The 21,235-nt window shown below is 67.4% G+C and carries 30 protein-coding genes; 3 read left to right on the plus strand and 27 right to left on the minus strand.

Annotation, left to right across the window (positions count from 1 at the left end; all coding sequences use genetic code 11):
* Window positions 1-75 precede the first annotated feature (75 nt).
* Entirely contained in the window at window positions 76-1,923 is a 1,848-nt protein-coding gene (gene glmS / locus OG440_RS14455; protein ID WP_406007259.1) for a glutamine--fructose-6-phosphate transaminase (isomerizing), read from the minus strand.
* A gap of 163 nt (window positions 1,924-2,086) precedes the next feature.
* Here glmS and coaA point away from each other — a divergent pair, with 163 nt between their 5' ends.
* Window positions 2,087-3,055 carry a type I pantothenate kinase gene (gene coaA, locus OG440_RS14460; RefSeq protein ID WP_406007260.1) on the plus strand — a complete coding sequence of 323 codons (969 nt, stop codon included), beginning with the start codon at window positions 2,087-2,089 and terminating at the stop codon, window positions 3,053-3,055.
* Between the two features lie 16 nt (window positions 3,056-3,071).
* Window positions 3,072-4,016 (plus strand): DUF389 domain-containing protein, encoded by a 945-nt coding sequence (locus tag OG440_RS14465; RefSeq protein WP_406007261.1) that lies wholly within the window; start codon window positions 3,072-3,074, stop codon window positions 4,014-4,016.
* Between the two features lie 162 nt (window positions 4,017-4,178).
* On the opposite strand, the gene glmM is transcribed toward OG440_RS14465, so the two are convergent.
* From glmM to rplM, 3 genes are all read right to left on the minus strand, one after another.
* Window positions 4,179-5,537, minus strand: coding sequence for a phosphoglucosamine mutase (gene glmM, locus OG440_RS14470; RefSeq protein ID WP_406007262.1), 1,359 nt, complete (start codon window positions 5,535-5,537; stop codon window positions 4,179-4,181).
* A gap of 272 nt (window positions 5,538-5,809) precedes the next feature.
* Window positions 5,810-6,331, minus strand: a complete 522-nt coding sequence (gene rpsI / locus OG440_RS14475) for a 30S ribosomal protein S9 (protein WP_385275300.1) — start codon at window positions 6,329-6,331, stop codon at window positions 5,810-5,812.
* 40 nt (window positions 6,332-6,371) lie between these two features.
* Complete coding sequence (rplM, locus tag OG440_RS14480; protein WP_020132189.1) at window positions 6,372-6,815, minus strand: 50S ribosomal protein L13; 444 nt, start codon at window positions 6,813-6,815, stop codon at window positions 6,372-6,374.
* Between the two features lie 438 nt (window positions 6,816-7,253).
* Between rplM and OG440_RS14485 the strand changes: the two genes are divergently transcribed.
* Window positions 7,254-8,129 (plus strand): hypothetical protein, encoded by an 876-nt coding sequence (locus OG440_RS14485; RefSeq protein ID WP_406007263.1) that lies wholly within the window; start codon window positions 7,254-7,256, stop codon window positions 8,127-8,129.
* A 27-nt stretch (window positions 8,130-8,156) separates the two neighbouring features.
* Here OG440_RS14485 and truA read toward each other — a convergent pair whose 3' ends face one another.
* The 23 genes from truA to rplP form a co-directional block, all read right to left on the minus strand.
* Window positions 8,157-9,014, minus strand: a complete 858-nt coding sequence (gene truA / locus OG440_RS14490) for a tRNA pseudouridine(38-40) synthase TruA (protein WP_406007264.1) — start codon at window positions 9,012-9,014, stop codon at window positions 8,157-8,159.
* A gap of 112 nt (window positions 9,015-9,126) precedes the next feature.
* Entirely contained in the window at window positions 9,127-9,624 is a 498-nt protein-coding gene (gene rplQ, locus OG440_RS14495) for a 50S ribosomal protein L17 (protein ID WP_406007265.1), read from the minus strand.
* A gap of 162 nt (window positions 9,625-9,786) precedes the next feature.
* Complete coding sequence (locus tag OG440_RS14500) at window positions 9,787-10,809, minus strand: DNA-directed RNA polymerase subunit alpha (RefSeq protein ID WP_081553201.1); 1,023 nt, start codon at window positions 10,807-10,809, stop codon at window positions 9,787-9,789.
* A 125-nt stretch (window positions 10,810-10,934) separates the two neighbouring features.
* Window positions 10,935-11,339, minus strand: coding sequence for a 30S ribosomal protein S11 (gene rpsK / locus OG440_RS14505; RefSeq protein WP_010354218.1), 405 nt, complete (start codon window positions 11,337-11,339; stop codon window positions 10,935-10,937).
* A gap of 71 nt (window positions 11,340-11,410) precedes the next feature.
* Window positions 11,411-11,791 carry a 30S ribosomal protein S13 gene (gene rpsM / locus OG440_RS14510; protein ID WP_020132619.1) on the minus strand — a complete coding sequence of 127 codons (381 nt, stop codon included), beginning with the start codon at window positions 11,789-11,791 and terminating at the stop codon, window positions 11,411-11,413.
* Window positions 11,792-12,013: 222 nt separating this feature from the next.
* The gene (gene rpmJ / locus OG440_RS14515; protein ID WP_003998809.1) at window positions 12,014-12,127 is read right to left on the minus strand and encodes a 50S ribosomal protein L36; all 114 of its coding nucleotides are present in this window, start codon (window positions 12,125-12,127) and stop codon (window positions 12,014-12,016) included.
* A 71-nt stretch (window positions 12,128-12,198) separates the two neighbouring features.
* On the minus strand, window positions 12,199-12,420 hold the full coding sequence (infA, locus tag OG440_RS14520; RefSeq protein ID WP_003948620.1) for a translation initiation factor IF-1: 222 nt from the start codon (window positions 12,418-12,420) through the stop codon (window positions 12,199-12,201).
* 293 nt (window positions 12,421-12,713) lie between these two features.
* On the minus strand, window positions 12,714-13,550 hold the full coding sequence (gene map / locus OG440_RS14525; RefSeq protein WP_406007266.1) for a type I methionyl aminopeptidase: 837 nt from the start codon (window positions 13,548-13,550) through the stop codon (window positions 12,714-12,716).
* A 105-nt stretch (window positions 13,551-13,655) separates the two neighbouring features.
* A complete protein-coding gene (locus tag OG440_RS14530) occupies window positions 13,656-14,318 on the minus strand; it encodes an adenylate kinase (protein ID WP_406007267.1) in 663 nt (220 codons plus the stop codon).
* A complete protein-coding gene (gene secY / locus OG440_RS14535) occupies window positions 14,318-15,631 on the minus strand; it encodes a preprotein translocase subunit SecY (protein ID WP_057602882.1) in 1,314 nt (437 codons plus the stop codon). The genes OG440_RS14530 and secY overlap by 1 nt, the downstream gene beginning before the upstream one ends.
* Window positions 15,632-15,880: 249 nt before the next feature.
* The gene (gene rplO, locus OG440_RS14540; RefSeq protein WP_406007268.1) at window positions 15,881-16,336 is read right to left on the minus strand and encodes a 50S ribosomal protein L15; all 456 of its coding nucleotides are present in this window, start codon (window positions 16,334-16,336) and stop codon (window positions 15,881-15,883) included.
* A gap of 2 nt (window positions 16,337-16,338) precedes the next feature.
* Window positions 16,339-16,521, minus strand: a complete 183-nt coding sequence (gene rpmD, locus OG440_RS14545; protein WP_005313525.1) for a 50S ribosomal protein L30 — start codon at window positions 16,519-16,521, stop codon at window positions 16,339-16,341.
* Complete coding sequence (gene rpsE / locus OG440_RS14550; protein WP_020132624.1) at window positions 16,521-17,126, minus strand: 30S ribosomal protein S5; 606 nt, start codon at window positions 17,124-17,126, stop codon at window positions 16,521-16,523. Before rpsE ends, rpmD begins: the two co-directional genes overlap by 1 nt.
* A gap of 64 nt (window positions 17,127-17,190) precedes the next feature.
* Window positions 17,191-17,574 (minus strand): 50S ribosomal protein L18, encoded by a 384-nt coding sequence (gene rplR, locus OG440_RS14555; RefSeq protein WP_020132625.1) that lies wholly within the window; start codon window positions 17,572-17,574, stop codon window positions 17,191-17,193.
* Window positions 17,575-17,577: 3 nt separating this feature from the next.
* Window positions 17,578-18,117, minus strand: coding sequence for a 50S ribosomal protein L6 (gene rplF, locus OG440_RS14560; protein ID WP_171398928.1), 540 nt, complete (start codon window positions 18,115-18,117; stop codon window positions 17,578-17,580).
* 24 nt (window positions 18,118-18,141) lie between these two features.
* The gene (gene rpsH / locus OG440_RS14565; RefSeq protein ID WP_028807312.1) at window positions 18,142-18,540 is read right to left on the minus strand and encodes a 30S ribosomal protein S8; all 399 of its coding nucleotides are present in this window, start codon (window positions 18,538-18,540) and stop codon (window positions 18,142-18,144) included.
* Window positions 18,541-18,753: 213 nt separating this feature from the next.
* Window positions 18,754-18,939, minus strand: a complete 186-nt coding sequence (locus tag OG440_RS14570; protein ID WP_030890724.1) for a type Z 30S ribosomal protein S14 — start codon at window positions 18,937-18,939, stop codon at window positions 18,754-18,756.
* Between the two features lie 5 nt (window positions 18,940-18,944).
* Window positions 18,945-19,502, minus strand: coding sequence for a 50S ribosomal protein L5 (gene rplE / locus OG440_RS14575; RefSeq protein ID WP_030788262.1), 558 nt, complete (start codon window positions 19,500-19,502; stop codon window positions 18,945-18,947).
* Window positions 19,502-19,825 (minus strand): 50S ribosomal protein L24, encoded by a 324-nt coding sequence (gene rplX / locus OG440_RS14580; RefSeq protein ID WP_030039760.1) that lies wholly within the window; start codon window positions 19,823-19,825, stop codon window positions 19,502-19,504. The genes rplE and rplX overlap by 1 nt, the downstream gene beginning before the upstream one ends.
* A gap of 2 nt (window positions 19,826-19,827) precedes the next feature.
* The gene (gene rplN, locus OG440_RS14585) at window positions 19,828-20,196 is read right to left on the minus strand and encodes a 50S ribosomal protein L14 (protein ID WP_003992364.1); all 369 of its coding nucleotides are present in this window, start codon (window positions 20,194-20,196) and stop codon (window positions 19,828-19,830) included.
* A 107-nt stretch (window positions 20,197-20,303) separates the two neighbouring features.
* The gene (rpsQ, locus tag OG440_RS14590) at window positions 20,304-20,591 is read right to left on the minus strand and encodes a 30S ribosomal protein S17 (protein ID WP_057602880.1); all 288 of its coding nucleotides are present in this window, start codon (window positions 20,589-20,591) and stop codon (window positions 20,304-20,306) included.
* On the minus strand, window positions 20,591-20,815 hold the full coding sequence (gene rpmC, locus OG440_RS14595) for a 50S ribosomal protein L29 (protein ID WP_005481220.1): 225 nt from the start codon (window positions 20,813-20,815) through the stop codon (window positions 20,591-20,593). The genes rpsQ and rpmC overlap by 1 nt, the downstream gene beginning before the upstream one ends.
* On the minus strand, window positions 20,815-21,234 hold the full coding sequence (gene rplP / locus OG440_RS14600) for a 50S ribosomal protein L16 (RefSeq protein WP_006140905.1): 420 nt from the start codon (window positions 21,232-21,234) through the stop codon (window positions 20,815-20,817). The genes rpmC and rplP overlap by 1 nt, the downstream gene beginning before the upstream one ends.
* Window position 21,235: the final 1 nt, after the last annotated feature.

A 21,235-nucleotide genomic window follows, 5' to 3' on the forward strand; every position in this document is an offset into this window, starting at 1 on the left:
ACCCCCCCCCTGAGGCGCCCCCGCAGCCCGCTCACGCGCCCCCGCGCACGACGACCCTCACTCCACGGACAACCCTCACTCCACGGTCACCGACTTCGCGAGGTTACGAGGCTGATCCACCTCGTTGCCTCGCGCAGTGGCCAGCTCGCACGCGAACACCTGCAAAGGAACCGTCGCGACGAGCGGCGACAGCAGCACCGGCGTGACCGGGATCCGCACGAGGTGGTCCGCGTACGGCACCACGGTCTCGTCCCCCTCCTCGGCGATCACGATCGTCCGCGCACCCCTGGCCCGGATCTCCTGGATGTTGGACACGATCTTGTCGTGCAGGACGGACCGCCCCCGAGGCGAGGGCACCACCACCACGACCGGCAGATCCTCCTCGATGAGCGCGATCGGCCCGTGCTTCAGCTCACCCGCGGCGAACCCCTCCGCGTGCATGTAGGCGAGCTCCTTCAGCTTCAGCGCACCCTCCAGCGCGACGGGATACCCGACGTGCCGCCCGAGGAACAGCACGGTGTCCTTGTGGGCGAGGGACCGCGCCAGCTCCCGCACCGGCCCCATGGTCGACAGCACCCGCTCGACCGCGCCGGAGATCTGCGCGAGATCCCGGATGACGGCCCGGATCTCGTCGCCCCACTTGGTGCCGCGCACCTGGCCGAGATACAGCGCGACGAGATAGCAGGCCACCAACTGCGTCAGGAACGCCTTGGTCGAGGCGACGGCCACCTCCGGCCCGGCGTGCGTGTACAGCACCGCGTCCGACTCCCGGGGGATCGTCGAACCGTTGGTGTTGCAGATCGCCAGCACCTTGGACCCCTGCTCCCGCGCGTGCCGCAGCGCCATGAGCGTGTCCATGGTCTCCCCGGACTGGGAGATGGCGATGACCAGCGAGCGCGAGTCGAGGATCGGGTCCCGGTAGCGGAACTCGCTGGCCAGCTCCACCTCGCACGGGATCCGCGTCCAGTGCTCGATGGCGTACTTGGCGATGAGACCCGCGTGGAAGGCCGTACCGCACGCGACGATGACGACCTTGTCGACCTCCCGCAGCTCGGCGGCCGGGATCCGCACCTCGTCGAGTGTCAGCGCTCCGGAGGCGTCGATACGGCCGAGCAGGGTGTCGGCGACGGCCTTGGGCTGCTCGGCGATCTCCTTGAGCATGAAGTAGTCGTGGCCGCCCTTCTCCGCGGCCGACGCGTCCCAGTCGACGTGGTACGACCGGACCTCGGCCGGGCGCCCGTCGAAGCCGGTCACCGTCACACCGTCGCGCCGCAGTTCGACGACCTGGTCCTGGCCCAGCTCGATCGCCGACCGGGTGTGCGCGATGAACGCGGCGACGTCGGAGGCGAGAAAGGCCTCGCCCTCCCCGACCCCCACCACGAGCGGCGAGTTGCGCCGTGCGCCGACCACCACGTCCGGCTCGTCGGCATGCGCCGCGACCAGCGTGAACGCCCCCTCCAGCCGCCGGCACACCAGCCGCATGGCCTCGGCGAGGTCGGCGGTCACCGAGAACTCCTCGGCGAGCAGATGGGCCACGACCTCGGTGTCGGTCTCCGAGCACAGCTCGTGCCCGCGCTCGGCCAGTTCGGCCCGCAGGGCGGCGAAGTTCTCGATGATCCCGTTGTGGACCACGGCGACCCGACCGGCGTTGTCGAGATGCGGATGCGCGTTGGCGTCCGTCGGCCCGCCGTGGGTGGCCCACCGGGTGTGCCCGATGCCCGTCGTCCCGGTCGGCAGTGGCCGGGACGCGAGCTCCTTCTCCAGATTGACGAGCTTGCCCGCCTTCCTCGCGGCGGCGATCCCTCCGTCGGCCAGGACGGCGATCCCCGCCGAGTCGTAGCCCCGGTACTCCAGCCGCCTCAGCCCGGCCATGACGACCTCTAGCGCCGACTGAGACCCCACGTATCCCACGATTCCGCACATGCGCGGCAGCCTACGCCCGAATCCCGCCCCGGAAAGAGCCTCCACGTGCCCGATTTCGGAAATTCCCACGGCTGTACGCAGCCCCGAACGGGCGTGACGGACCCCACCCGCCATGTCGTTCAAACTCCGTTAACAATGGACTGTGATCTCTCCGGTCCCCCCGATGCCCCGGAGCGCCCACCGGCACAGGCCGGAGGCGACTCCCTACGTCGACCTCACCCGATCCGAGTGGAGCGCGCTGCGGGAGAAGACGCCGCTGCCGCTGACCGCCGAGGAGGTCGAGAAGCTGCGCGGCCTCGGTGACGTCATCGACCTCGACGAGGTACGTGACATCTACCTCCCGCTGTCACGCCTGCTCAATCTCTACGTGGGCGCCACCGACGGCCTGCGCGGCGCCCTCAACACCTTCCTCGGCGAACAGGGCTCCCAGTCCGGCACCCCGTTCGTGATAGGCGTCGCGGGCTCGGTGGCCGTCGGCAAGTCGACGGTCGCCCGGCTTCTGCAGGCTCTCCTGTCGCGCTGGCCGGAGCACCCGCGCGTGGAACTGGTCACCACGGACGGCTTCCTGCTGCCCACCCGGGAACTCGAGGCCCGCGGCCTGATGTCGCGCAAGGGCTTCCCGGAGTCCTACGACCGCCGCGCGCTGACCCGCTTCGTGGCCGACATCAAGGCGGGCAAGGGCGAGGTCACCGCGCCCGTCTACTCCCACCTGATCTACGACATCATCCCGGACCGCAAGCTCACCGTCCGGCGCCCCGACATCCTCATCGTCGAGGGCCTCAACGTCCTTCAGCCCGCCCTGCCCGGCAAGGACGGCCGCACCCGCGTCGGCCTCGCCGACTACTTCGACTTCAGCGTGTACGTCGACGCGAGCGCCGAGGACATCGAGCGCTGGTACCTCAACCGGTTCCGGAAACTCCGTCAGACGGCCTTCCAGAAGCCGGACTCGTACTTCAGGAAGTACACCCAGGTCTCCGAGGAGGAGGCCGTCGACTACGCCCGCACCCTCTGGCGCACCATCAACAAGCCCAACCTGGTGGAGAACATCGCACCCACCCGGGGCCGGGCCACCCTGGTGGTCCGCAAGGGCCAGGACCACAAGGTGCAGCGGCTGAGCCTGCGCAAACTCTGACGGCTACCCTGCCTCCATGCTGCACCTGCGCCTGATCACGCCGTCGGACAGAACCGACGACGTGATCCATGTGATCGAGAAGACCGTCGGCACCACCCACCTCGTGGTGGTGCCGGGGGCGGCCCGCAATCCCGCGGGCGATGTGGTCATGTGCGATGTGGCGCGCGAGGCAGGCGACGAACTCCTCGACGAACTACAGCAGTTGGGCCTGGACAAGTCGGGCTCCATCGCCGTGGAGGACATCGACCTGTCGCTCTCGCAGCGCGCCGACAAGGCCGAGGCGGATGCCCCGGGCGAGGCCGCCGACGCGGTCCTGTGGGAACACCTCACGGACGCCACCCACGAGGAGTCGACGCTCTCGGTCACCTACCTCGCGTTCATCACCCTCGCCACGATGATCGCGGCCTGCGGTGTGGTGCTCGACAACGCGGTCCTGATCGTGGGCGCGATGGCCGTGGGCCCGGAGTTCGGCCCCCTGGCCGGCATCTGCACGTCGATCGTGCAACGGGCTCCCCGCCTGGCCCTGCGCTCGCTGATCGCCCTGCTGGTCGGCTTCGCGGCGGCGATGCTGCTGACGGCCGGCTTCAGTCTCTTCATGGACGCCGTGGGTCTCTTCACCAAGGAACAGCTGGAGGCGGACCGGCCCAACACGGGGTTCATCTACGCCCCGGACTGGTTCTCCTTCGTCGTGGCGGTCCTGGCCGGGGCCGCCGGCACCCTCTCGCTCACGTCCGCGAAGTCGGGTGCGCTGGTCGGCGTCGCCATCTCGGTGACCACGGTTCCGGCCGCCGCCAACGCGGCGGTGGCGCTGGTCTACGGCGACACCCATCAGACCCTGCGCTCCACGGAGCAACTGCTCCTGAACCTGCTGGGCATCATCCTCGCGGGCACCCTGACCCTGCTGGCCCAGAAGTACCTCTGGGCCAGACAACGCAACCGGGTCACCGCGGCTCAGCCGTAGAGCGGTCGGCACAGGCCCGGCCACGGCTTTTTCAAGGGTCGGGAGGGAACCCGTTCACCACAGGCCCGGCCACAGGTTTCTCAGGGGCGCGGGGCACTGCGCGACAGGCCACGCCGCGGCCGCAGCCCGCGACGCACAGCGCCCCCACCCCGAACCCGCCGACTAACCCAGCGCCGACTTCACGACATCGGCCAGCCGCCCGGCGACAGACCGAGCCTGGTCGATGTCGGCCGCCTCGACCATCACACGCACCAGCGGCTCGGTCCCGGAAGGCCGCAGCAACACGCGCCCGGTGGCACCGAGTTCACGCTCCGCCTCGCCGACGGCCGTCGCCAGCTCGGCCGAGTCGGAGACACGGGACCTGTCGACGTCGGGCACGTTGATCAGCACCTGCGGCAACCGCTCCATCACGGAGGCGAGTTCCCGTACCGTACGCCCGGTCTCGGCGACGCGAGCCGCCAGCATCAGCCCGGTCAGCGTGCCGTCACCGGTCGTCGCGTGGTCGAGGATGATCACGTGCCCGGACTGCTCGCCCCCGAGCGCGTATCCGTGCTCCTTCATCTCCTCCAGCACATACCGGTCGCCGACGGCGGCCTGCACGAGCTGGATCCCCTCGCGCTCCATGGCCAGCTTGAAGCCGAGGTTGGACATGACGGTCGCGACAACGGTGTCGGACCGCAGCACGCCCCGCTCCCGCATGGCCAGCGCGATCACGGCGAGAATCTGGTCCCCGTCGATCTCGTCACCCGTGTGGTCCACGGCCAGGCACCGGTCGGCGTCGCCGTCGTGCGCGATACCGAGGTCGGCACCGTGCTCGATGACCGCGGCCTTCAGCTTGTCCAGGTGCGTGGAACCGCACCCGTCGTTGATGTTGAGCCCGTCCGGCTCGGCCCCGATGGTCACGATCTCCGCGCCGGCCCGCGCGAAGGCCTCCGGCGACACCCGGGCGGCGGCGCCGTGCGCCTCGTCGAGGACGATCTTCAGCCCGTCGAGCCGGTTGGGGAGTACGGCGATGAGGTGCGCGACGTAGCGGTCGAATCCCTCGTCGTAGGACCGCACGCGTCCGACACCGCTGCCGGTCGGCCGGGTCCAGGGCGCGCCGGTGCGGTGCTCCTCGTAGACGGACTCGATCCGGTCCTCGAGCTCGTCGGCGAGCTTGTGGCCACCGCGGGCGAAGAACTTGACGCCGTTGTCGGGCATGGCGTTGTGACTGGCGGAGAGCATCACGCCGAGGTCCGCGCCGAGCACACCGGTGAGATACGCGACAGCGGGCGTCGGCAGCACGCCGACCTTCAGCACGTCCACGCCGGCGCTCGCCAGGCCGGCCACCACGGCGGCCTCCAGGAACTCCCCGGACGCGCGCGGGTCCCGTCCGACGACCGCCACCGGCCGGTGGCCCTCGAACGTGCCCGCCTCGGCCAGCACATGCGCCGCCGCGACGGACAGGCCGAGCGCCATCTCCGCCGTCAGATCCGCGTTGGCGACACCGCGCACGCCGTCCGTGCCGAAGAGTCGTCCCACTTGTCCTCCTGAGGAAGCGTCAGTTTCAAAAGCCGAGCGGGTGCGTCGGACGATCGGCCGGCCAGTCGGCCTACGGCGGCTCCGCATCCAGGCATTGGATGCCCTGAACATCCGATCACACAAGCCTTTGAGCACCTTGTGCCGTTATACGCCCACGGCTGCGAGAAAACGAACGCCCCGGCGACACTGTGGCGTGCCGCCGGGGCGTTCGGAGTACGTACGAGCGAACCGCACGGGCCCGACCCGGAATACGTACGAGCAGGCAGCGAAGCTTAACGCTTGCTGTACTGCGGGGCCTTGCGGGCCTTCTTGAGACCGGCCTTCTTGCGCTCGACCGCACGGTCGTCACGCGTGAGGAAGCCGGCCTTCTTGAGGGCGCCACGGTTGTTGTCGACGTCGGCCTCGTTCAGCGCGCGGGCGACACCGAGACGGAGCGCACCGGCCTGACCGGAGACGCCGCCACCCGAGATACGGGCGATGACGTCGTAGCGGTTGTCGAGCTCGAGCACCTTGAAGGGCTCGTTGACTTCCTGCTGGTGCACCTTGTTCGGGAAGTAGTCCTCGAGGGTGCGACCGTTGATCTTCCACTTGCCGGTGCCCGGAACGATCCGGACGCGGGCGATGGCGTTCTTGCGACGGCCCAGGCCGGCGGCCGGCTGGGCCTCGCCGAAGCGGGAGGCGAGGGACTCCGAGGTGTACTCACCCTCGACGGGGACCTCGGACTCGGTGGTGTAGCTCTCGATGTCGACGAGCTCGGTCTCTTCGAGCGGCTGCTCGGCAGTGGTCTCGGCCACGGTTCTCCTCAGTTCTTTTCAGCTAGGGGTGTGGCCGGAATTACTGCGCGACCTGGGTGATCTCGAACGGCACGGGCTGCTGCGCCGCGTGCGGGTGCACGTCACCCTTGTAGACCTTCAGCTTCGAGAGCATCTGACGGCCCAGCGTGTTCTTGGGGAGCATGCCCTTGACGGCCTTCTCGACGGCCTTCTCCGGGTTGTTCGCGAGGAGGTCGTCGTAGCGCACGGAGCGCAGACCGCCCGGGTACCCGGAGTGGCGGTACGCCATCTTCTGGGTCCGCTTGTTGCCGGAGAGGTGCACCTTGTCGGCGTTGATGATGATGACGAAGTCACCGGTGTCGACGTGGGGCGCGTAGATCGGCTTGTGCTTGCCCCGGAGGAGGGACGCGGCAGTGGTGGCGAGACGGCCCAGGACGATGTCCTGAGCGTCGATGACGTGCCACTGGCGCGTCACATCGCCGGGCTTGGGGCTGTACGTACGCACGGTTCGTAGCCTTCGCTTCTTCAGTGAATTGGTCCTGACAAGGTCACCGAAGACGATCGACAGCCCAGACCGCACTGCGGTGACGCAAACCGCGTGCAGGTCGCTGGTCATCGGCCCGGTGGACCGGTGTAAGGGCCCGTCCCGTGAGAAGAGCAAGCCAATACACAACGAAGATGCAGGATACCCGCGTCTCGGGGGTGGGGTCAAAACGGGGCCTGTCACCCGATCACGCGTGGGCCGGCCGGCCTGGCCGGAAGCCGCCACCGGAAACCTCCTGCCGGAGTGGCCTGCGCCACACTACCGGAGCCGGCCTGCGAATATGCCGCACCAACCACCCGGAGATGTCACGTTTGCCCGCACTCGCGCCGGGAACACCTGGGACTTCGGCGCCGGTTGAGGCGGAACAGCATCCCCCGCTCCCCGTCTAAGATGCGGCCCATGAGCTATGGGCAGGGGGGACCTCAGTCCCAGTGGGATCCGTGGAAACCGAACTCCCAGCAGCCGTGGACCAGCGGCGATGACGGCCCGACCCCGGACTGGGCCGCGCTCGCGGAGGCGTCCGAGACGCGCAACAAGCGCCGCCGGCTGCTCTTCATAGGCGGCGGCGCGCTCGCCACGCTCGCCATCGGCACCGCCGTCGCCATGGCCGTGGTGTCGGCGAACGGCAACGACGAGGCGAACAAGCCGACCTCCTCGCTGCCCGCGGCCGCCGGCCTGCCGAGCGCGTCCGGCACCCCCTCCTTCGCCCCGACCAGCGCCCCGCCCCCGCTGGACCCGAAGGAGTTCGTCGCCAGCAAGGCAAAGGACACCGCCCCCAACGGGCCGGACCTGCTCTTCCCCGGCACGCAGCTGACCATGGGCTCGGCCGTGTACAAGAAGGGCCCCAAGTCCGACAGCACCACCTGCACCACGGGTGTCCAGGGCACCCTGCCCGCGGTCCTCACCGCCAACGACTGCACCCGCCTGATGCGCATCACCTACACCAAGGGTGACATCGCGGTGACGGTCGGTGTCGCCGTCTTCGACACCGAGGCGCAGGCCCTCAAGGTCAAGAGCCAGGCCGACAAGAAGAGCATCGTGAAGGCCCTCACGGGCGGGGACGTCAAGTCCTTCTGCGACGGCGCGATCTGCCGCTCCACGACCAACTCCTACGGCCGGTACGCCTACTTCACGATCACGGGCTTCACGGACGGCAAGAACGTGACCACGAAGGACACGGCGGTCTTCACCGCGGGCGACGACCTCGCGGAGTTCGCCTTCCAGCGGATCCGCCAGCGCGGCGAGGCCCAGGCGTCGGCGGCCGCCGCGAACTGACCGCGGACGCCGGCCCGGGCCCCGAGGTCAGCAGCACCCGGCCCCGGGCAGCGTCCGCTTGTTGCGCGCCTCCTTGTTGCGCGCGCCGAGCAGCTCGTCGGCCGGGTAGCCGACCTCCTCCAGCGTCAGCCCGTGCGGCCGTACGACATGCACGGCGGAGTCCCGTACGCCCGCGGCCAGCACCTTCCCCGGCCACTCCGCGCCCCGGTGCCCGTCGCCGACGAACAGCAGCGCCCCGATCAGCGAACGCACCATGTTGTGGCAGAAGGCGTCGGCCCGCACGGTCGCGGTGACGACCCCGTCCTCGCCCCGCACCAGGCTCAGCTCCTGGAGCGTACGAATGGTCGTGGCCCCCTCGCGCCGCTTGCAGTAGGCGGCGAAGTCGTGCTCGCCCAGCAGCCGCCGGGCCGCCTCGTTCATGGCGTCCACGTCGAGGGGCCAGTCGTGCCAGAGGACATGGCTGCGCAGCAGGGGGTCGACACCCCCCGGGTCGTCGCTGACCCGGTACGCGTACCGACGCCAGATGGCCGAGAACCGCGCGTTGAACCCGGCGGGCGCCTCCTCGAGGGACCAGATCCGCACGTCCTTGGCGAGCCGCCCGGCGAGCCGCTTCAGCAGCTTCTCCCGGTGCTCCGCCCAGAGCTCCTCCGGCAGGTCGACATGCGCCACCTGCCCGCGCGCGTGCACGCCGGCGTCCGTCCGCCCGGCCACGGTCAGCTCGTACGTGGTGTCCCTCGACCGGGTCACGGTCCGCAGGGCGTCCTCGATGTCGCCCTGGACGGTCCGCCGGCCGCCGGCCTGCTTGGCCCACCCGGAGAACCCGCTCCCGTCGTACGACAGGTCCATCCGCACCCGTACGAACCCGGGCTCTGCCTCGTCACTCACCCCTGGATCCTCTCCACCCGGCGATCTTCGGAAAACGCCTGCGCACAGCGCCGTCGCAAACGCGGAACGGGCCCGCCCCGAAGGGCGGACCCGTCCACTGCGAGGCGATGCCTCAGGCGTCCTTGGACTCCTCGGCCGCGGCCTCGTCGGCGGGCTTGGCGTCCTCGACGGCCTCGTCCTTCTTGAGGGCGTCTTCCTTGACCGCACGCTTGGTGGCGGCCTCGGCCTCACCCGTGGCCTGCTGCGCGACGGTCAGCGCCTCGACCAGCTCGATGACAGCCATGGGCGCGTTGTCGCCACGACGGTTACCGATCTTGGTGATGCGGGTGTAGCCACCCGGGCGGTTCTCGTAGCGCGGGCCGATCTCGGTGAAGAGCGTGTGCACGATGCTCTTGTCCGTGATCACCTGGAGCACCTGACGGCGGTTGTGAAGGTCGCCCTTCTTCGCCTTGGTGACCAGACGCTCGGCGTACGGACGCAGCTTGCGCGCCTTCGCCTCGGTGGTGGTGATGCGACCGTGCTCGAACAGCGACTTCGCGAGGTTCGCGAGGAGAAGCTTCTCGTGCGCGGCGCTGCCGCCCAGACGGGCACCCTTGGTGGGCTTCGGCATGGTGTTTCTCCTAGGTGTCTGCCCCGGCCGTATCAGGTACCGGGGTCAGTATCCGAGCAGACGGTTGTCTGTCGAAGATCCGGGCGAGCCCCGCAGGGCGAGCGCGGAAGGGGTGCGGGGAACTGTGCGACCAGCCACAGCCCACCCGCACCCGGAGACCGATCAGTACTGCTCGGTCTCCACGAATCCGGCGTCCGCGTCGTCGTCGGCGCCGAAGGCGTCGGCGGCGGCGGTCGGGTCGAATCCGGGCGGGCTGTCCTTGAGCGCGAGGCCCATGCCGGCCAGCTTCGCCTTGACCTCGTCGATGGACTTCGCACCGAAGTTGCGGATGTCCAGCAGGTCGGCCTCGGAGCGGGCGACGAGCTCACCCACGGAGTGGATGCCCTCGCGCTTGAGGCAGTTGTACGACCGAACGGTGAGCTCGAGCTCCTCGATCGGCAGGGCGAGATCAGCGGCGAGAGCGGCGTCCGTGGGGGACGGGCCCATGTCGATGCCCTCGGCGTCGATGTTCAGCTCGCGGGCGAGACCGAACAGCTCGACCAGCGTCTTACCCGCGGAGGCCATGGCGTCACGGGGACGCATCGCCTGCTTGGTCTCGACGTCGACGATCAGCTTGTCGAAGTCGGTGCGCTGCTCGACACGCGTGGCCTCGACCTTGTACGTGACCTTCAGAACCGGCGAGTAGATCGAGTCGACCGGGACGCGCCCGATCTCCTGGCCCAGCTGCTTGTTCTGCACGGCGGAGACGTAGCCGCGACCGCGCTCGACGGTCAGCTCCATCTCCAGCTTGCCCTTGCCGTTGAGCGTGGCGAGGACGAGGTCGGGATTGTGCACCTCGACACCGGCCGGGGGCGCGATGTCGGCGGCGGTGACCAGACCCGGGCCCTGCTTGCGCAGGTACATCACGACCGGCTCGTCGTGCTCCGAGGAGACGACCAGCTGCTTGATGTTGAGGATCAGGTCGGTGACGTCCTCCTTGACGCCCGGCACGGTGGTGAACTCGTGCAGCACGCCGTCGATACGGATGGACGTGACCGCCGCACCCGGGATCGAGGACAGGAGGGTCCGGCGCAGGGAGTTGCCGAGGGTGTAACCGAAGCCCGGCTCCAGCGGCTCGATCACGAACCGGGAGCGGAACTCGTCGACGACCTCTTCGGTCAACGAGGGACGCTGAGCAATCAGCATGTTTCGTTTCCTTCAGTCAGGGACGCCCGCTATTTGACGTCCTACTGGTACTGCAAGGGTACGGGCGGTACGCCTCCGAGGAGACGTACCGCCCGAACCCCGGTCAGACGCGAGACAACCGTGCGTCAGACGCGGCGGCGCTTGGGCGGACGGCAGCCGTTGTGCGGAGTCGGGGTGACGTCCTGGATGGAGCCGACCTCGAGGCCCGTCGCCTGGAGGGAGCGGATGGCGGTCTCACGACCGGCGCCCGGGCCCTTGACGAAGACGTCGACCTTGCGCATGCCGTGCTCCTGCGCGCGACGGGCAGCCGACTCGGCGGCCATCTGCGCGGCGAACGGCGTGGACTTGCGCGAGCCCTTGAAACCGACGTGGCCGGCGGAGGCCCACGAGATCACGTTTCCGGCCGGGTCCGTGATGGACACGATCGTGTTGTTGAACGTGCTCTTGATGTGCGCCTGGCCGTGCGCGACATTCTTCTTTTCCTTGCGGCGCACCTTCTTGGCAGCGCCCTGACGACCCTTGGGGGGCATCTACAAACTCCTACGGGGAGGTGGTCGGTCCTACAGCGAAGACCGCTGATGAAGCGTTGTCCCGCTGAGGACTACTTCTTGCCCGGCTTCTTCTTGCCGGCGATGGCGCGACGCGGGCCCTTGCGGGTACGAGCGTTCGTGCTGGTGCGCTGACCGCGGACAGGCAGACCACGACGGTGACGGAGACCCTGGTAGCAACCGATCTCGACCTTGCGGCGGATGTCGGCCTGGATCTCGCGACGGAGGTCACCCTCGGTCTTGATGTTGGCGTCCACGTACTCGCGGATCGCGACGAGCTGCTCCTCGGAGAGGTCGCGAACGCGGGTGTTCGGGTCGACGCCGGTCGCTGCCAGCGTCTCCTGGGAAAGGGTCCGGCCGATGCCGAACACGTAGGTGAGGGCGACCTCCACACGCTTTTCGCGCGGGATGTCGACACCGGAAACGCGTGCCATTCAATGGCTCCAGTTGATCTTCGGAGGTCTTCCGCAGAACCGACTCCCATCCGCCGGCCTCCCCACGAAAAGCCCGTGGGGATTAGGTACGAATGGGTCCCCGGCCTCCGAGCCGGGGGTATCAGGAGGGCGAACCCTCCTGGGATCTGCGTATGAACAACTACTGCTCGCGTCGCGCGAAGTCTCTGCGATGTCGATGCAGAGGGTGTGATCCCTGAGCGATCAGCCCTGGCGCTGCTTGTGGCGCGGGTTCTCGCAAATGACCATGACCCGACCGTGACGGCGGATCACCCTGCACTTGTCGCAGATCTTCTTGACGCTCGGCTTGACCTTCATGGGATGTGAGGTTCTCCGGGTCAGTTGCCGGCAACCCCGCACGCGGAACGCGCACAGGGCCTGGGCAAGATCTACTTGTAGCGGTAGACGATCCGGCCACGCGTGAGGTCGTACGGAGACAGCTCCACCACGACCCGGTCGTCAGGGAGGATACGGATGTAGTGCATACGCATCTTGCCGCTGATGTGTGCCAGGACCTGGTGGCCGTTCTGGAGCTCGACCTTGAACATGGCGTTCGGAAGAGACTCGACGACAGTGCCCTCGATCTCGATGGCACCTTGCTTCTTGGCCACGCTTCGCCCTTCGAATCGACTACCTTGATCGACTCCCCTGCGCATCCCTTACGGGCGCATGCAGACATGCGGGTGCACGAGAGCCGACGAGTCAGTCTACGTCAGGCCCCGCCGAAACACGAATCGAGAAGTCTGCCCCGCGAGGGAGATCCCTAAGCAACGTCACCCCGTCCGGCGTTCCGGAACGAGGCCCGCGCAGAGCGACAGGGGCCCTGGGAGCACAGCCCCCAGGGCGGGGAGAGAAGAGGCGGCGGGGGGTGGCCCACCCCCCGGCTCACCCCGTACGGGGAGCCTCAGCCCAGCGGATCCGGCGCCGCCGTCACACCGTGCTCCGCGAGCTTCGCCTTGCCCCCGTCGGGAGCCGTCAGCACCAGCGGGCCGTCCTCCGTCAGCGCGACCGAGTGCTCCCAGTGCGAGGACCAGGTGCCGTCGGGGGTGATCACGGTCCAGTCGTCCTCGAGGACCTCGGTGCGCGGGGTCCCCAGCGAGACCATCGGCTCGATGGCCAGGCAGAAGCCCGGAACCAGCTTCGGCCCCTTGCCCCGCCTGCGGTCGACGTAGTTCAGCAGATGCGGGTCCATGTGCATCTCGGTGCCGATGCCGTGGCCGCCGTAGTCCTCGATGATGCCGTAGCGCCCGCCGCCCGGCTTGGGCTGACGGCGGATGTACGTCTCGATCGCGCGGGAGACGTCGACCAGCCGGCTGCCCGCCTTCATCGCGGCGATGCCGGCCCACATCGACTCCTCGGTGACCCGGGAGAGCTCGATCAGCTCCGGAGCGTGACCCGAGCCGACGAACGCGGTGTACGCGGCGTCGCCGTGCCAGCCGTCGACGATCGCTCCGCAGTCGATGGAGATGATGTCGCCGTCCTTGAGGACGACCTTGTCGGAGGGGATACCGTGCACCACCACGTCGTTCACCGAGGTGCAGATCGTCGCGGGGAAGCCGCCGTAGCCGAGGAAGTTCGACTTCGCGCCGTTCTCCGCCAGGACCTTGCGGGCGACGTCGTCCAGGTCCTTCGTCGTCGCCCCCGGCACCGCCGCTTCGCGCGTGGCCGCGTGGATGGCGGCGACGACCAGCCCCGCCGCACGCATCTTGGCGATCTGCTCGGGGCTCTTGATCTGCACCATGGGGGGCCTGCGCTCTCCGTCACTCAGGTCGGTCGGGTTACGTATGCACACAACAGTACGGCCGTGGTGTCCGAGAGGACTCCACGGCCGTACCGGAAGCGACGACTACTGGTCGTCGCCCTCGCGCTTCAGTGCGGCCAGCGCACGGGCGGTGACCTCTTCCACCGGGCCCATGGCCTCGATGGTCACGACCAGGCCCTGCGCCTTGTAGTAGTCGATGATCGGCTCGGTCTGCGTGTGGTAGACCTCGAGCCGCGTGCGGACCGTCTCCTCGGAGTCGTCGTCACGCTGGTACAGCTCGCCGCCGCAGACGTCACAGACGCCTTCCTTGGCGGCCTTCTTGTACGTCACGTGGAAGACGTGCGAGGAGTCGTTGCGGCAGATGCGCCGGCCGGCGATCCGCTTGACGACCTCCTCCTCCGGGGCCTCCAGGTCCAGTACCGCGTCCAGCTTGATGCCCTCGATGGTGAGGAGCTCGTCCAGCGCCTCGGCCTGCGAGACGTTGCGCGGGAAACCGTCGAGCAGGAAGCCGCGCTCGGCGTCCGGCTGCTCCATGCGGTCCTTGGCCATGGCGATGGTGACCTCGTCGGGGACGAGGTTGCCGGCGTCCATGTAGGACTTCGCGAGTTTCCCGAGCTCCGTCTGCTGGCTGATGTTGGCGCGGAACAGGTCGCCCGTGGAGATGTGCGGAACGCGGAGCTTCTCGGCCAGACGTGTGGCCTGCGTTCCCTTTCCGGCGCCCGGCGGCCCGACGAGGACGATACGCATCAGCGGAGGAACCCTTCGTAATTGCGCTGCTGGAGCTGGCTCTCGATTTGCTTCACCGTCTCGAGACCGACACCCACGATGATCAGGATGCTGGTACCACCGAACGGGAAGTTCTGGCTTGCCCCGAAGCCAACCAACGCCATCGTCGGTACAAGAGCGATCAGACCCAGATACAGCGAACCCGGCCAGGTGATCCGGTTGAGTACGTAGGAGAGGTACTCAGCGGTCGGTCGGCCAGCCCGGATGCCCGGGATGAAGCCACCATACTTCTTCATGTTGTCGGCTACTTCCTCGGGGTTGAAGGAGATAGCGACGTAGAAGAACGCGAAGAAAACGATCAGCAGGAAGTACATGCTGATGTAGATCGGGTGGTCACCCTTGGTCAGGTTCGTCTCGATCCAGGTCTTCCAGCTGGAGGTTCCGCTGGAGAACTGGGCGACGAGGGCCGGGATGTAGAGCAGCGACGAGGCGAAGATGACCGGGATCACACCGGCCTGGTTCACCTTCAGCGGGATGTACGTCGAGGTACCGCCGTAGGACCGGCGGCCGATCATGCGCTTCGCGTACTGCACGGGGATACGGCGCTGGGCCTGCTCGACGAAGACCACCAGACCGACCATGACCAGGCCGACCAGGATGACGGTGCCGAACTCGATCCAGCCGCCGGCGAGCGTGCCCTGCTTCTTGATGGCCCACAGGGCCGAGGGGAACGTCGCGGCGATCGAGATGAACATCAGGATCGACATGCCGTTGCCGATACCGCGGTCGGTGATGAGCTCACCGAGCCACATGACCATGGCCGTACCGGCCGTCATGCAGATGACCATGACGATGGTGGTGAAGATCGCGCGGTCCGGGACGATGCTCGAAGCGACCGTGCAACCGGAGAACAGGGCGCCGCTGCGGGCGGTGGCCACCAGGCCGGTGCCCTGAAGGATGGCGAGCGCCACGGTGAGGTAGCGGGTGTACTGCGTGATCTTCGCGGTGCCGGCCTGGCCCTCCTTCTTGAGGGCTTCCAGACGCGGGATCACCACGGTCAGCAGCTGAAGGATGATGCTCGCGGTGATGTACGGCATGATCCCCAGCGCGAAGATGGTGATCTGGAGCAGCGCGCCGCCGCTGAACATGTTCACCAGACCGAAGAGGCCCTGGTTACCGGACGCCTCGTCCACGCACCGCTGAACGGACGTGTAGTCGACACCGGGAATCGGAATATGCGTTCCGAGCCGGTAGATCACGATGATGGCGAGCGTGAAGAGCAGCTTCTTGCGCAGGTCGGGCGTCCTGAACGCCCGGGCGAACGCGGTGAGCACGGTGCCTCCTGCGACCCCCGCGCATCTGCGTCAAGGGTGACGGTCTTGAGGGTCCAATAAGAACAACGACAACGACATGTGTAACGGTCGACTGCCGCTCAAGGTGCCCCATGGGAAGCATCTTGTGAATGGGCAGTGCAGGTCACCTTACCGGCGAGAGTGCCGCCGTAGGAACGACCAACCGGGGATACCCCTTATGTGGGGTATCCCCGGTCGGGATCGCTCAAGTCATCGAGGCGCCTGTGGTGTTCAGACGAGCTCGGTGACGGTACCGCCGGCGGCGGTGATCTTCTCCTTGGCGGAGCCGGAGACGGCGTCGACCGTCACCTGCAGCGCCACGGAGATCTCGCCCTGGCCGAGGACCTTGACGAGGCTGTTCTTGCGAACGGCACCCTTGGCGACGAGACCCTCGACGGTGACCTCGCCACCCTCCGGGTACAGCGTCGCCAGCTTCTCGAGGTTCACGACCTGGAACTCGGTCTTGAACGGGTTCCTGAAGCCCTTGAGCTTCGGAAGACGCATGTGGAGGGGCATCTGCCCACCCTCGAAGCGCTCCGGAACCTGGTAACGGGCCTTCGTGCCCTTGGTACCACGACCGGCCGTCTTACCCTTCGACGCCTCACCACGACCCACACGGGTCTTGGCGGTCTTGGCGCCCGGGGCGGGACGGAGGTTGTGGATCTTGAGCGGGTTGTTCTCCGCCATGATCAGTCGACCTCCTCAACCGTCACGAGGTGGCGGACGGTGTGCACCATTCCGCGGAACTCGGGGCGGTCCTCCTTGACGACCACGTCGTTCAGGCGCTTGAGCCCGAGCGAACGCAGCGTGTCGCGGTGGTTCTGCTTGCTGCCGATGTACGACTTCGTCTGCGTGATCTTGAGGCGAGCCATTACGCACCAGCCCCGGCACGCGCACGAAGCAGAGCCGCGGGAGCGACGTCCTCGAGGGGCAGACCGCGGCGGGCCGCGATCTCCTCGGGACGCTGCAGGCCCTTGAGGGCCTCCACGGTCGCGTGCACGATGTTGATCGCGTTCGACGAGCCGAGCGACTTCGACAGGATGTCGTGAACGCCGGCGCACTCGAGCACAGCACGCACCGGGCCACCGGCGATAACGCCGGTACCGGGGGAAGCAGGCTTGAGCAGGACGACGCCCGCGGCCTTCTCGCCCGTGATCGGGTGCGGGATGGTGCCCTGGATACGGGGGACCTTGAAGAAGTGCTTCTTGGCCTCCTCAACACCCTTGGCGATGGCGGCCGGCACCTCCTTGGCCTTGCCGTAACCGACACCGACGGTGCCGTCACCATCGCCCACCACGACCAGCGCGGTGAAGCTGAAGCGACGACCACCCTTCACAACCTTGGCGACACGGTTGATCGCGACGACGCGCTCAACGTACGCGGTCTTCTCGGCGGCAGCAGCGCCGCCGTCACGGCCCTTCCGGTCCCGCCGCTCGCCGCCACCGGCACCGCTTCCGCGGCGCTGGGGTCCAGCCATTGGATTACCTCTCTCTTTTTCCGCTAGCTACGCAGCGACCGAAGTCGCTAGCGCGACGGGCGACTCAGAACTTGAGTCCGGCTTCGCGGGCGGCGTCCGCCAGGGCGGCGATGCGCCCGGCGTACTGGTTGCCACCACGGTCGAACACGACAGCCTCGACACCGGCGGCCTTGGCGCGCTCGGCGACCAGGGCGCCGACCGACTTGGCCTGCGCGGACTTGTCGCCCTCGCCGCCGCGGATCGTCGTGTCCAGGGTCGACGCCGACGCCAGGGTGTGACCCTTGATGTCGTCGATGACCTGGGCCACGATGTGGCGGTTGGAGCGCGTCACGACGAGACGCGGACGCTCAGCCGTACCCGAGATGTGCTTACGGATCCGGATGTGGCGACGCTTGATCGCGGCACGCTTGTAAGCGTCGCCCTTGAGGATCTTCTGTCCGTATGCCATGGCTTACTTACCCGCCTTTCCGACCTTGCGGCGGATGACTTCGCCCTCGTACTTGACGCCCTTGGCCTTGTACGGGTCGGGCTTGCGCAGCTTGCGGATGTTGGCCGCAACCTCGCCGACCTTCTGCTTGTCGATGCCCTCGACCGAGAACCGGGTGGGGTTCTCGACCTTGAAGGAGATTCCCTCGGGGGCCTCGACGGTGATCGGGTGGCTGTAACCGAGCGCGAACTCGAGGTTCGAGCCCTTCGCGGTCACGCGGTAACCGACACCACTGATCTCGAGCTTCTTCACGTAACCCTGGGTCACGCCGGTGATCATGTTCGCCACCAGCGTGCGGGACAGGCCGTGCAGGGCCTTGCTCTGACGCTCGTCGTTGGGGCGGGTGACGTTCAGAACGCCGTCCTCACCCTTGGCGATCTCGATCGGCGCAACGACGGTGTGGGTCAGCGTGCCCTTGGGGCCCTTGACCGCGACCGTCTGGCCGTCGATGGTGACGTCCACGCCGGCGGGAACCGTGATGGGGAGCTTGCCAATACGCGACATAGCTGTTTCCTCCGTTCCCTTCCGCTACCAGACGTAGGCGAGAACTTCTCCGCCTACGCCCTTCTTGCCGGCCTGCTTGTCGGTGAGGAGACCGTGCGACGTGGAGATGATCGCCACGCCGAGGCCGCCCAGCACCTTGGGCAGGGAGGTGGACTTCGCGTAAACCCGGAGACCGGGCTTGGAGATCCGCTTGATGCCCGCGATGGAGCGCTCACGGTTCGGGCCGAACTTGAGCTCGAGGGTGAGGTCCTTGCCGACCTCGGCGTCCTCGACCTTCCAGCCCGTGATGAAGCCCTCCTGCTGGAGGATCTCCGCGATGTGAGACTTGATCTTGGACGCCGGCATCGTCACGGAATCGTGGTACGCCGAGTTCGCGTTCCGCAGACGCGTCAGCATGTCTGCGATCGGATCAGTCATGGTCATGAATTGGCCTGTGGCCTCTCTCGCCGGGGTTTCCTGTTGCGCCATCCCTCTCCCCGATCCGAGACGGGGCGGGTGCGGCGCGGTGGACCTACGGCGTAGTAAGTCGTACGGGCGACCATCAGGCGCCCAACCCTCCAAGCCTAAGCCATGGAGAGGTGGGCACCTGACACGCCCATTGCTTACCGAGAGCCTCTGGAACCCCTAAAAGGGGGTTTACCAGGAGCTCTTGGTCACGCCCGGCAGCTCGCCGCGGTGAGCCATCTCACGAAGGCACACACGGCAGAGGCCGAACTTGCGGTACACGGAGTGGGGACGGCCGCAACGCTGGCAGCGGTTGTACGCGCGCACAGCAAACTTGGGCTTGCGAGCAGCCTTTGCGATCAGAGCCTTCTTCGCCATCTCGCTCACGCCTCCTTGAAGGGGAAGCCGAGGTGACGAAGGAGCGCACGGCCCTCAGCGTCGTTGGTCGCCGTGGTGACCACGGTGATGTCCATACCCCGGACACGGTCGATCTTGTCCTGGTCGATCTCGTGGAACATGACCTGCTCCGTGAGACCGAAGGTGTAGTTGCCACGGCCGTCGAACTGCTTGGGGGACAGACCACGGAAGTCGCGGATGCGCGGAAGCGCGAGCGACAGGGTGCGGTCCAGGAACTCCCACATGCGGTCGCCACGAAGCGTGACGTGGGCACCGATCGGCTGACCCTCGCGCAGCTTGAACTGCGCGATGGACTTGCGGGCCTTGGTGACGGCCGGCTTCTGACCGGTGATCGTGGTGAGGTCGCGGATGGCGCCCTCGATCAGCTTGGAGTCGCGGGCGGCGTCGCCCACACCCATGTTGACCACGATCTTGACGAGGCCGGGAATCTGCATGACGTTCTCGTAGGAGAACTCCTCACGCAGCTTGCCCGCGATCTCCTCGCGGTACTTCGTCTTGAGACGCGGAGTCGTGGTGGTAGCCATCAGATGTCCTCACCCGTCCGCTTGGCAACGCGGATCTTGTTGCCCTCGTCGTCGAAGCGGTAACCGACGCGCGTGACGACCTTGTTGCCGTCCTTCTCCACGACCAGCTGAACGTTGGACACGTGGATCGGGGCCTCGGTGGTCACGATGCCGCCGGCCTGGGAGCCCTTGGCGGTCGGACCGGCCTTCGTGTGCTTCTTGACCCGGTTGACACCCTCGACCAGGACACGGTCCTCGCGGGGGAAGGCCGCGATGACCTTGCCCTGCTTGCCCTTGTCCTTACCCGTGATGACCTGGACCAGGTCGCCCTTCTTGATCTTCATGCTTACAGCACCTCCGGAGCCAGCGAGATGATCTTCATGAACTTCTTCTCGCGCAGCTCCCGGCCGACCGGGCCGAAGATACGGGTGCCACGAGGGTCGCCGTCGTTCTTCAGAATGACAGCGGCGTTCTCGTCGAAACGGATGTACGAGCCGTCCGGACGGCGGCGCTCCTTGACGGTGCGAACGATGACCGCCTTGATGACGTCACCCTTCTTCACGTTGCCGCCGGGGATCGCGTCCTTGACGGTGGCGACGATGACGTCACCGATGCCCGCGTAGCGGCGACCGGAGCCACCGAGCACACGGATGCAAAGGATTTCCTTCGCACCAGTGTTGTCGGCGACGCGCAGTCGCGACTCCTGCTGGATCACGTCTATCTCCTGTGTGTCTGCCGGTTCCCCGCAGGGGCCGCCTCGTTACGAGGTGAGGCCCCTGCAGAGCCTGGCGGAACTGTCCTGCGGGGATGCCCGCAGGAGGATTACTTGGCCTTCTCGAGGATCTCGACGACGCGCCAGCGCTTCGTCGCGGACAGCGGCCGGGTCTCCGCGAGGAGGACACGGTCGCCGACGCCCGCGGCGTTCTGCTCGTCGTGAGCCTTGAGCTTGTTCGTACGGCGGATGACCTTGCCGTACAGCGCGTGCTTCACACGGTCCTCGACGGCGACGACGACGGTCTTGTCCATCTTGTCGCTGACGACGAGACCCTCGCGGGTCTTGCGGAATCCGCGCGCCTCAGTGGTGTTCTCGGTCACGTTGCTCTCGCTCATCAGGCGCTCTCCACCGTCTCGATGCCCAGCTCGCGCTCACGCATCAGGGTGTAGATCCGCGCGATGTCCTTGCGGACGGCCTTCAGCCGACCGTGGTTCTCGAGCTGACCCGTCGCCGCCTGGAAGCGGAGGTTGAACAGCTCTTCCTTGGCTTCGCGGAGCTTGTTGAGAAGCTCCTCGTCACCCAGTTCGCGCAGCTCGGACGCCTTGGTACCGGCCGACATCACGCTTCACCTGCCTCGCGCTTGACGATCCGGCACTTCATCGGCAGCTTGTGGGCTGCGCGAGTGAGGGCCTCACGGGCGATCTTCTCGTTGGGGTAGGACAGCTCGAACATGACCCGTCCCGGGTGGACGTTCGCGATCCACCACTCCGGCGAACCCTTACCGGAACCCATGCGGGTCTCGGCAGGCTTCTTCGTGAGCGGGCGGTCCGGGTAGATGTTGATCCAGACCTTGCCACCACGCTTGATGTGGCGGGTCATCGCGATACGGGCCGCCTCGATCTGGCGGTTGGTCACGTACGCCGGCGTGAGGGCCTGAATGCCGTACTCGCCGAACGAGACCGTCGTACCGCCCTTGGCCTGACCACGGCGCTTCGGGTGGTGCTGCTTGCGGTGCTTGACCCTACGGGGGATCAGCATT

Origin of the sequence: Streptomyces sp. NBC_00637 (assembly GCF_045161545.1) — a bacterium.
Taxonomy (GTDB): Bacteria; Actinomycetota; Actinomycetes; order Streptomycetales; family Streptomycetaceae; genus Streptomyces.

Coding starts and splice junctions, on each gene's coding strand:
- glmS (WP_406007259.1), bottom strand. CDS start 1,923: ATGTGCGGAATCGTGGGATACGTGGGGTCTCAGTCGGCGCTAGAGGTC.
- coaA (WP_406007260.1), top strand. CDS start 2,087: ATGCCCCGGAGCGCCCACCGGCACAGGCCGGAGGCGACTCCCTACGTC.
- OG440_RS14465 (WP_406007261.1), top strand. CDS start 3,072: ATGCTGCACCTGCGCCTGATCACGCCGTCGGACAGAACCGACGACGTG.
- OG440_RS14485 (WP_406007263.1), top strand. CDS start 7,254: ATGAGCTATGGGCAGGGGGGACCTCAGTCCCAGTGGGATCCGTGGAAA.
- rplQ (WP_406007265.1), bottom strand. CDS start 9,624: ATGCCGAAGCCCACCAAGGGTGCCCGTCTGGGCGGCAGCGCCGCGCAC.
- OG440_RS14500 (WP_081553201.1), bottom strand. CDS start 10,809: ATGCTGATTGCTCAGCGTCCCTCGTTGACCGAAGAGGTCGTCGACGAG.
- rpsK (WP_010354218.1), bottom strand. CDS start 11,339: ATGCCCCCCAAGGGTCGTCAGGGCGCTGCCAAGAAGGTGCGCCGCAAG.
- rpsM (WP_020132619.1), bottom strand. CDS start 11,791: ATGGCACGCGTTTCCGGTGTCGACATCCCGCGCGAAAAGCGTGTGGAG.
- rpmJ (WP_003998809.1), bottom strand. CDS start 12,127: ATGAAGGTCAAGCCGAGCGTCAAGAAGATCTGCGACAAGTGCAGGGTG.
- map (WP_406007266.1), bottom strand. CDS start 13,550: ATGGTGCAGATCAAGAGCCCCGAGCAGATCGCCAAGATGCGTGCGGCG.
- OG440_RS14530 (WP_406007267.1), bottom strand. CDS start 14,318: ATGCGTATCGTCCTCGTCGGGCCGCCGGGCGCCGGAAAGGGAACGCAG.
- rplO (WP_406007268.1), bottom strand. CDS start 16,336: ATGGCGGAGAACAACCCGCTCAAGATCCACAACCTCCGTCCCGCCCCG.
- rpmD (WP_005313525.1), bottom strand. CDS start 16,521: ATGGCTCGCCTCAAGATCACGCAGACGAAGTCGTACATCGGCAGCAAG.
- rpsE (WP_020132624.1), bottom strand. CDS start 17,126: ATGGCTGGACCCCAGCGCCGCGGAAGCGGTGCCGGTGGCGGCGAGCGG.
- rplR (WP_020132625.1), bottom strand. CDS start 17,574: ATGGCATACGGACAGAAGATCCTCAAGGGCGACGCTTACAAGCGTGCC.
- rplF (WP_171398928.1), bottom strand. CDS start 18,117: ATGTCGCGTATTGGCAAGCTCCCCATCACGGTTCCCGCCGGCGTGGAC.
- rpsH (WP_028807312.1), bottom strand. CDS start 18,540: ATGACCATGACTGATCCGATCGCAGACATGCTGACGCGTCTGCGGAAC.
- OG440_RS14570 (WP_030890724.1), bottom strand. CDS start 18,939: ATGGCGAAGAAGGCTCTGATCGCAAAGGCTGCTCGCAAGCCCAAGTTT.
- rplE (WP_030788262.1), bottom strand. CDS start 19,502: ATGGCTACCACCACGACTCCGCGTCTCAAGACGAAGTACCGCGAGGAG.
- rplX (WP_030039760.1), bottom strand. CDS start 19,825: ATGAAGATCAAGAAGGGCGACCTGGTCCAGGTCATCACGGGTAAGGAC.
- rpsQ (WP_057602880.1), bottom strand. CDS start 20,591: ATGAGCGAGAGCAACGTGACCGAGAACACCACTGAGGCGCGCGGATTC.
- rpmC (WP_005481220.1), bottom strand. CDS start 20,815: ATGTCGGCCGGTACCAAGGCGTCCGAGCTGCGCGAACTGGGTGACGAG.
- rplP (WP_006140905.1), bottom strand. CDS start 21,234: ATGCTGATCCCCCGTAGGGTCAAGCACCGCAAGCAGCACCACCCGAAG.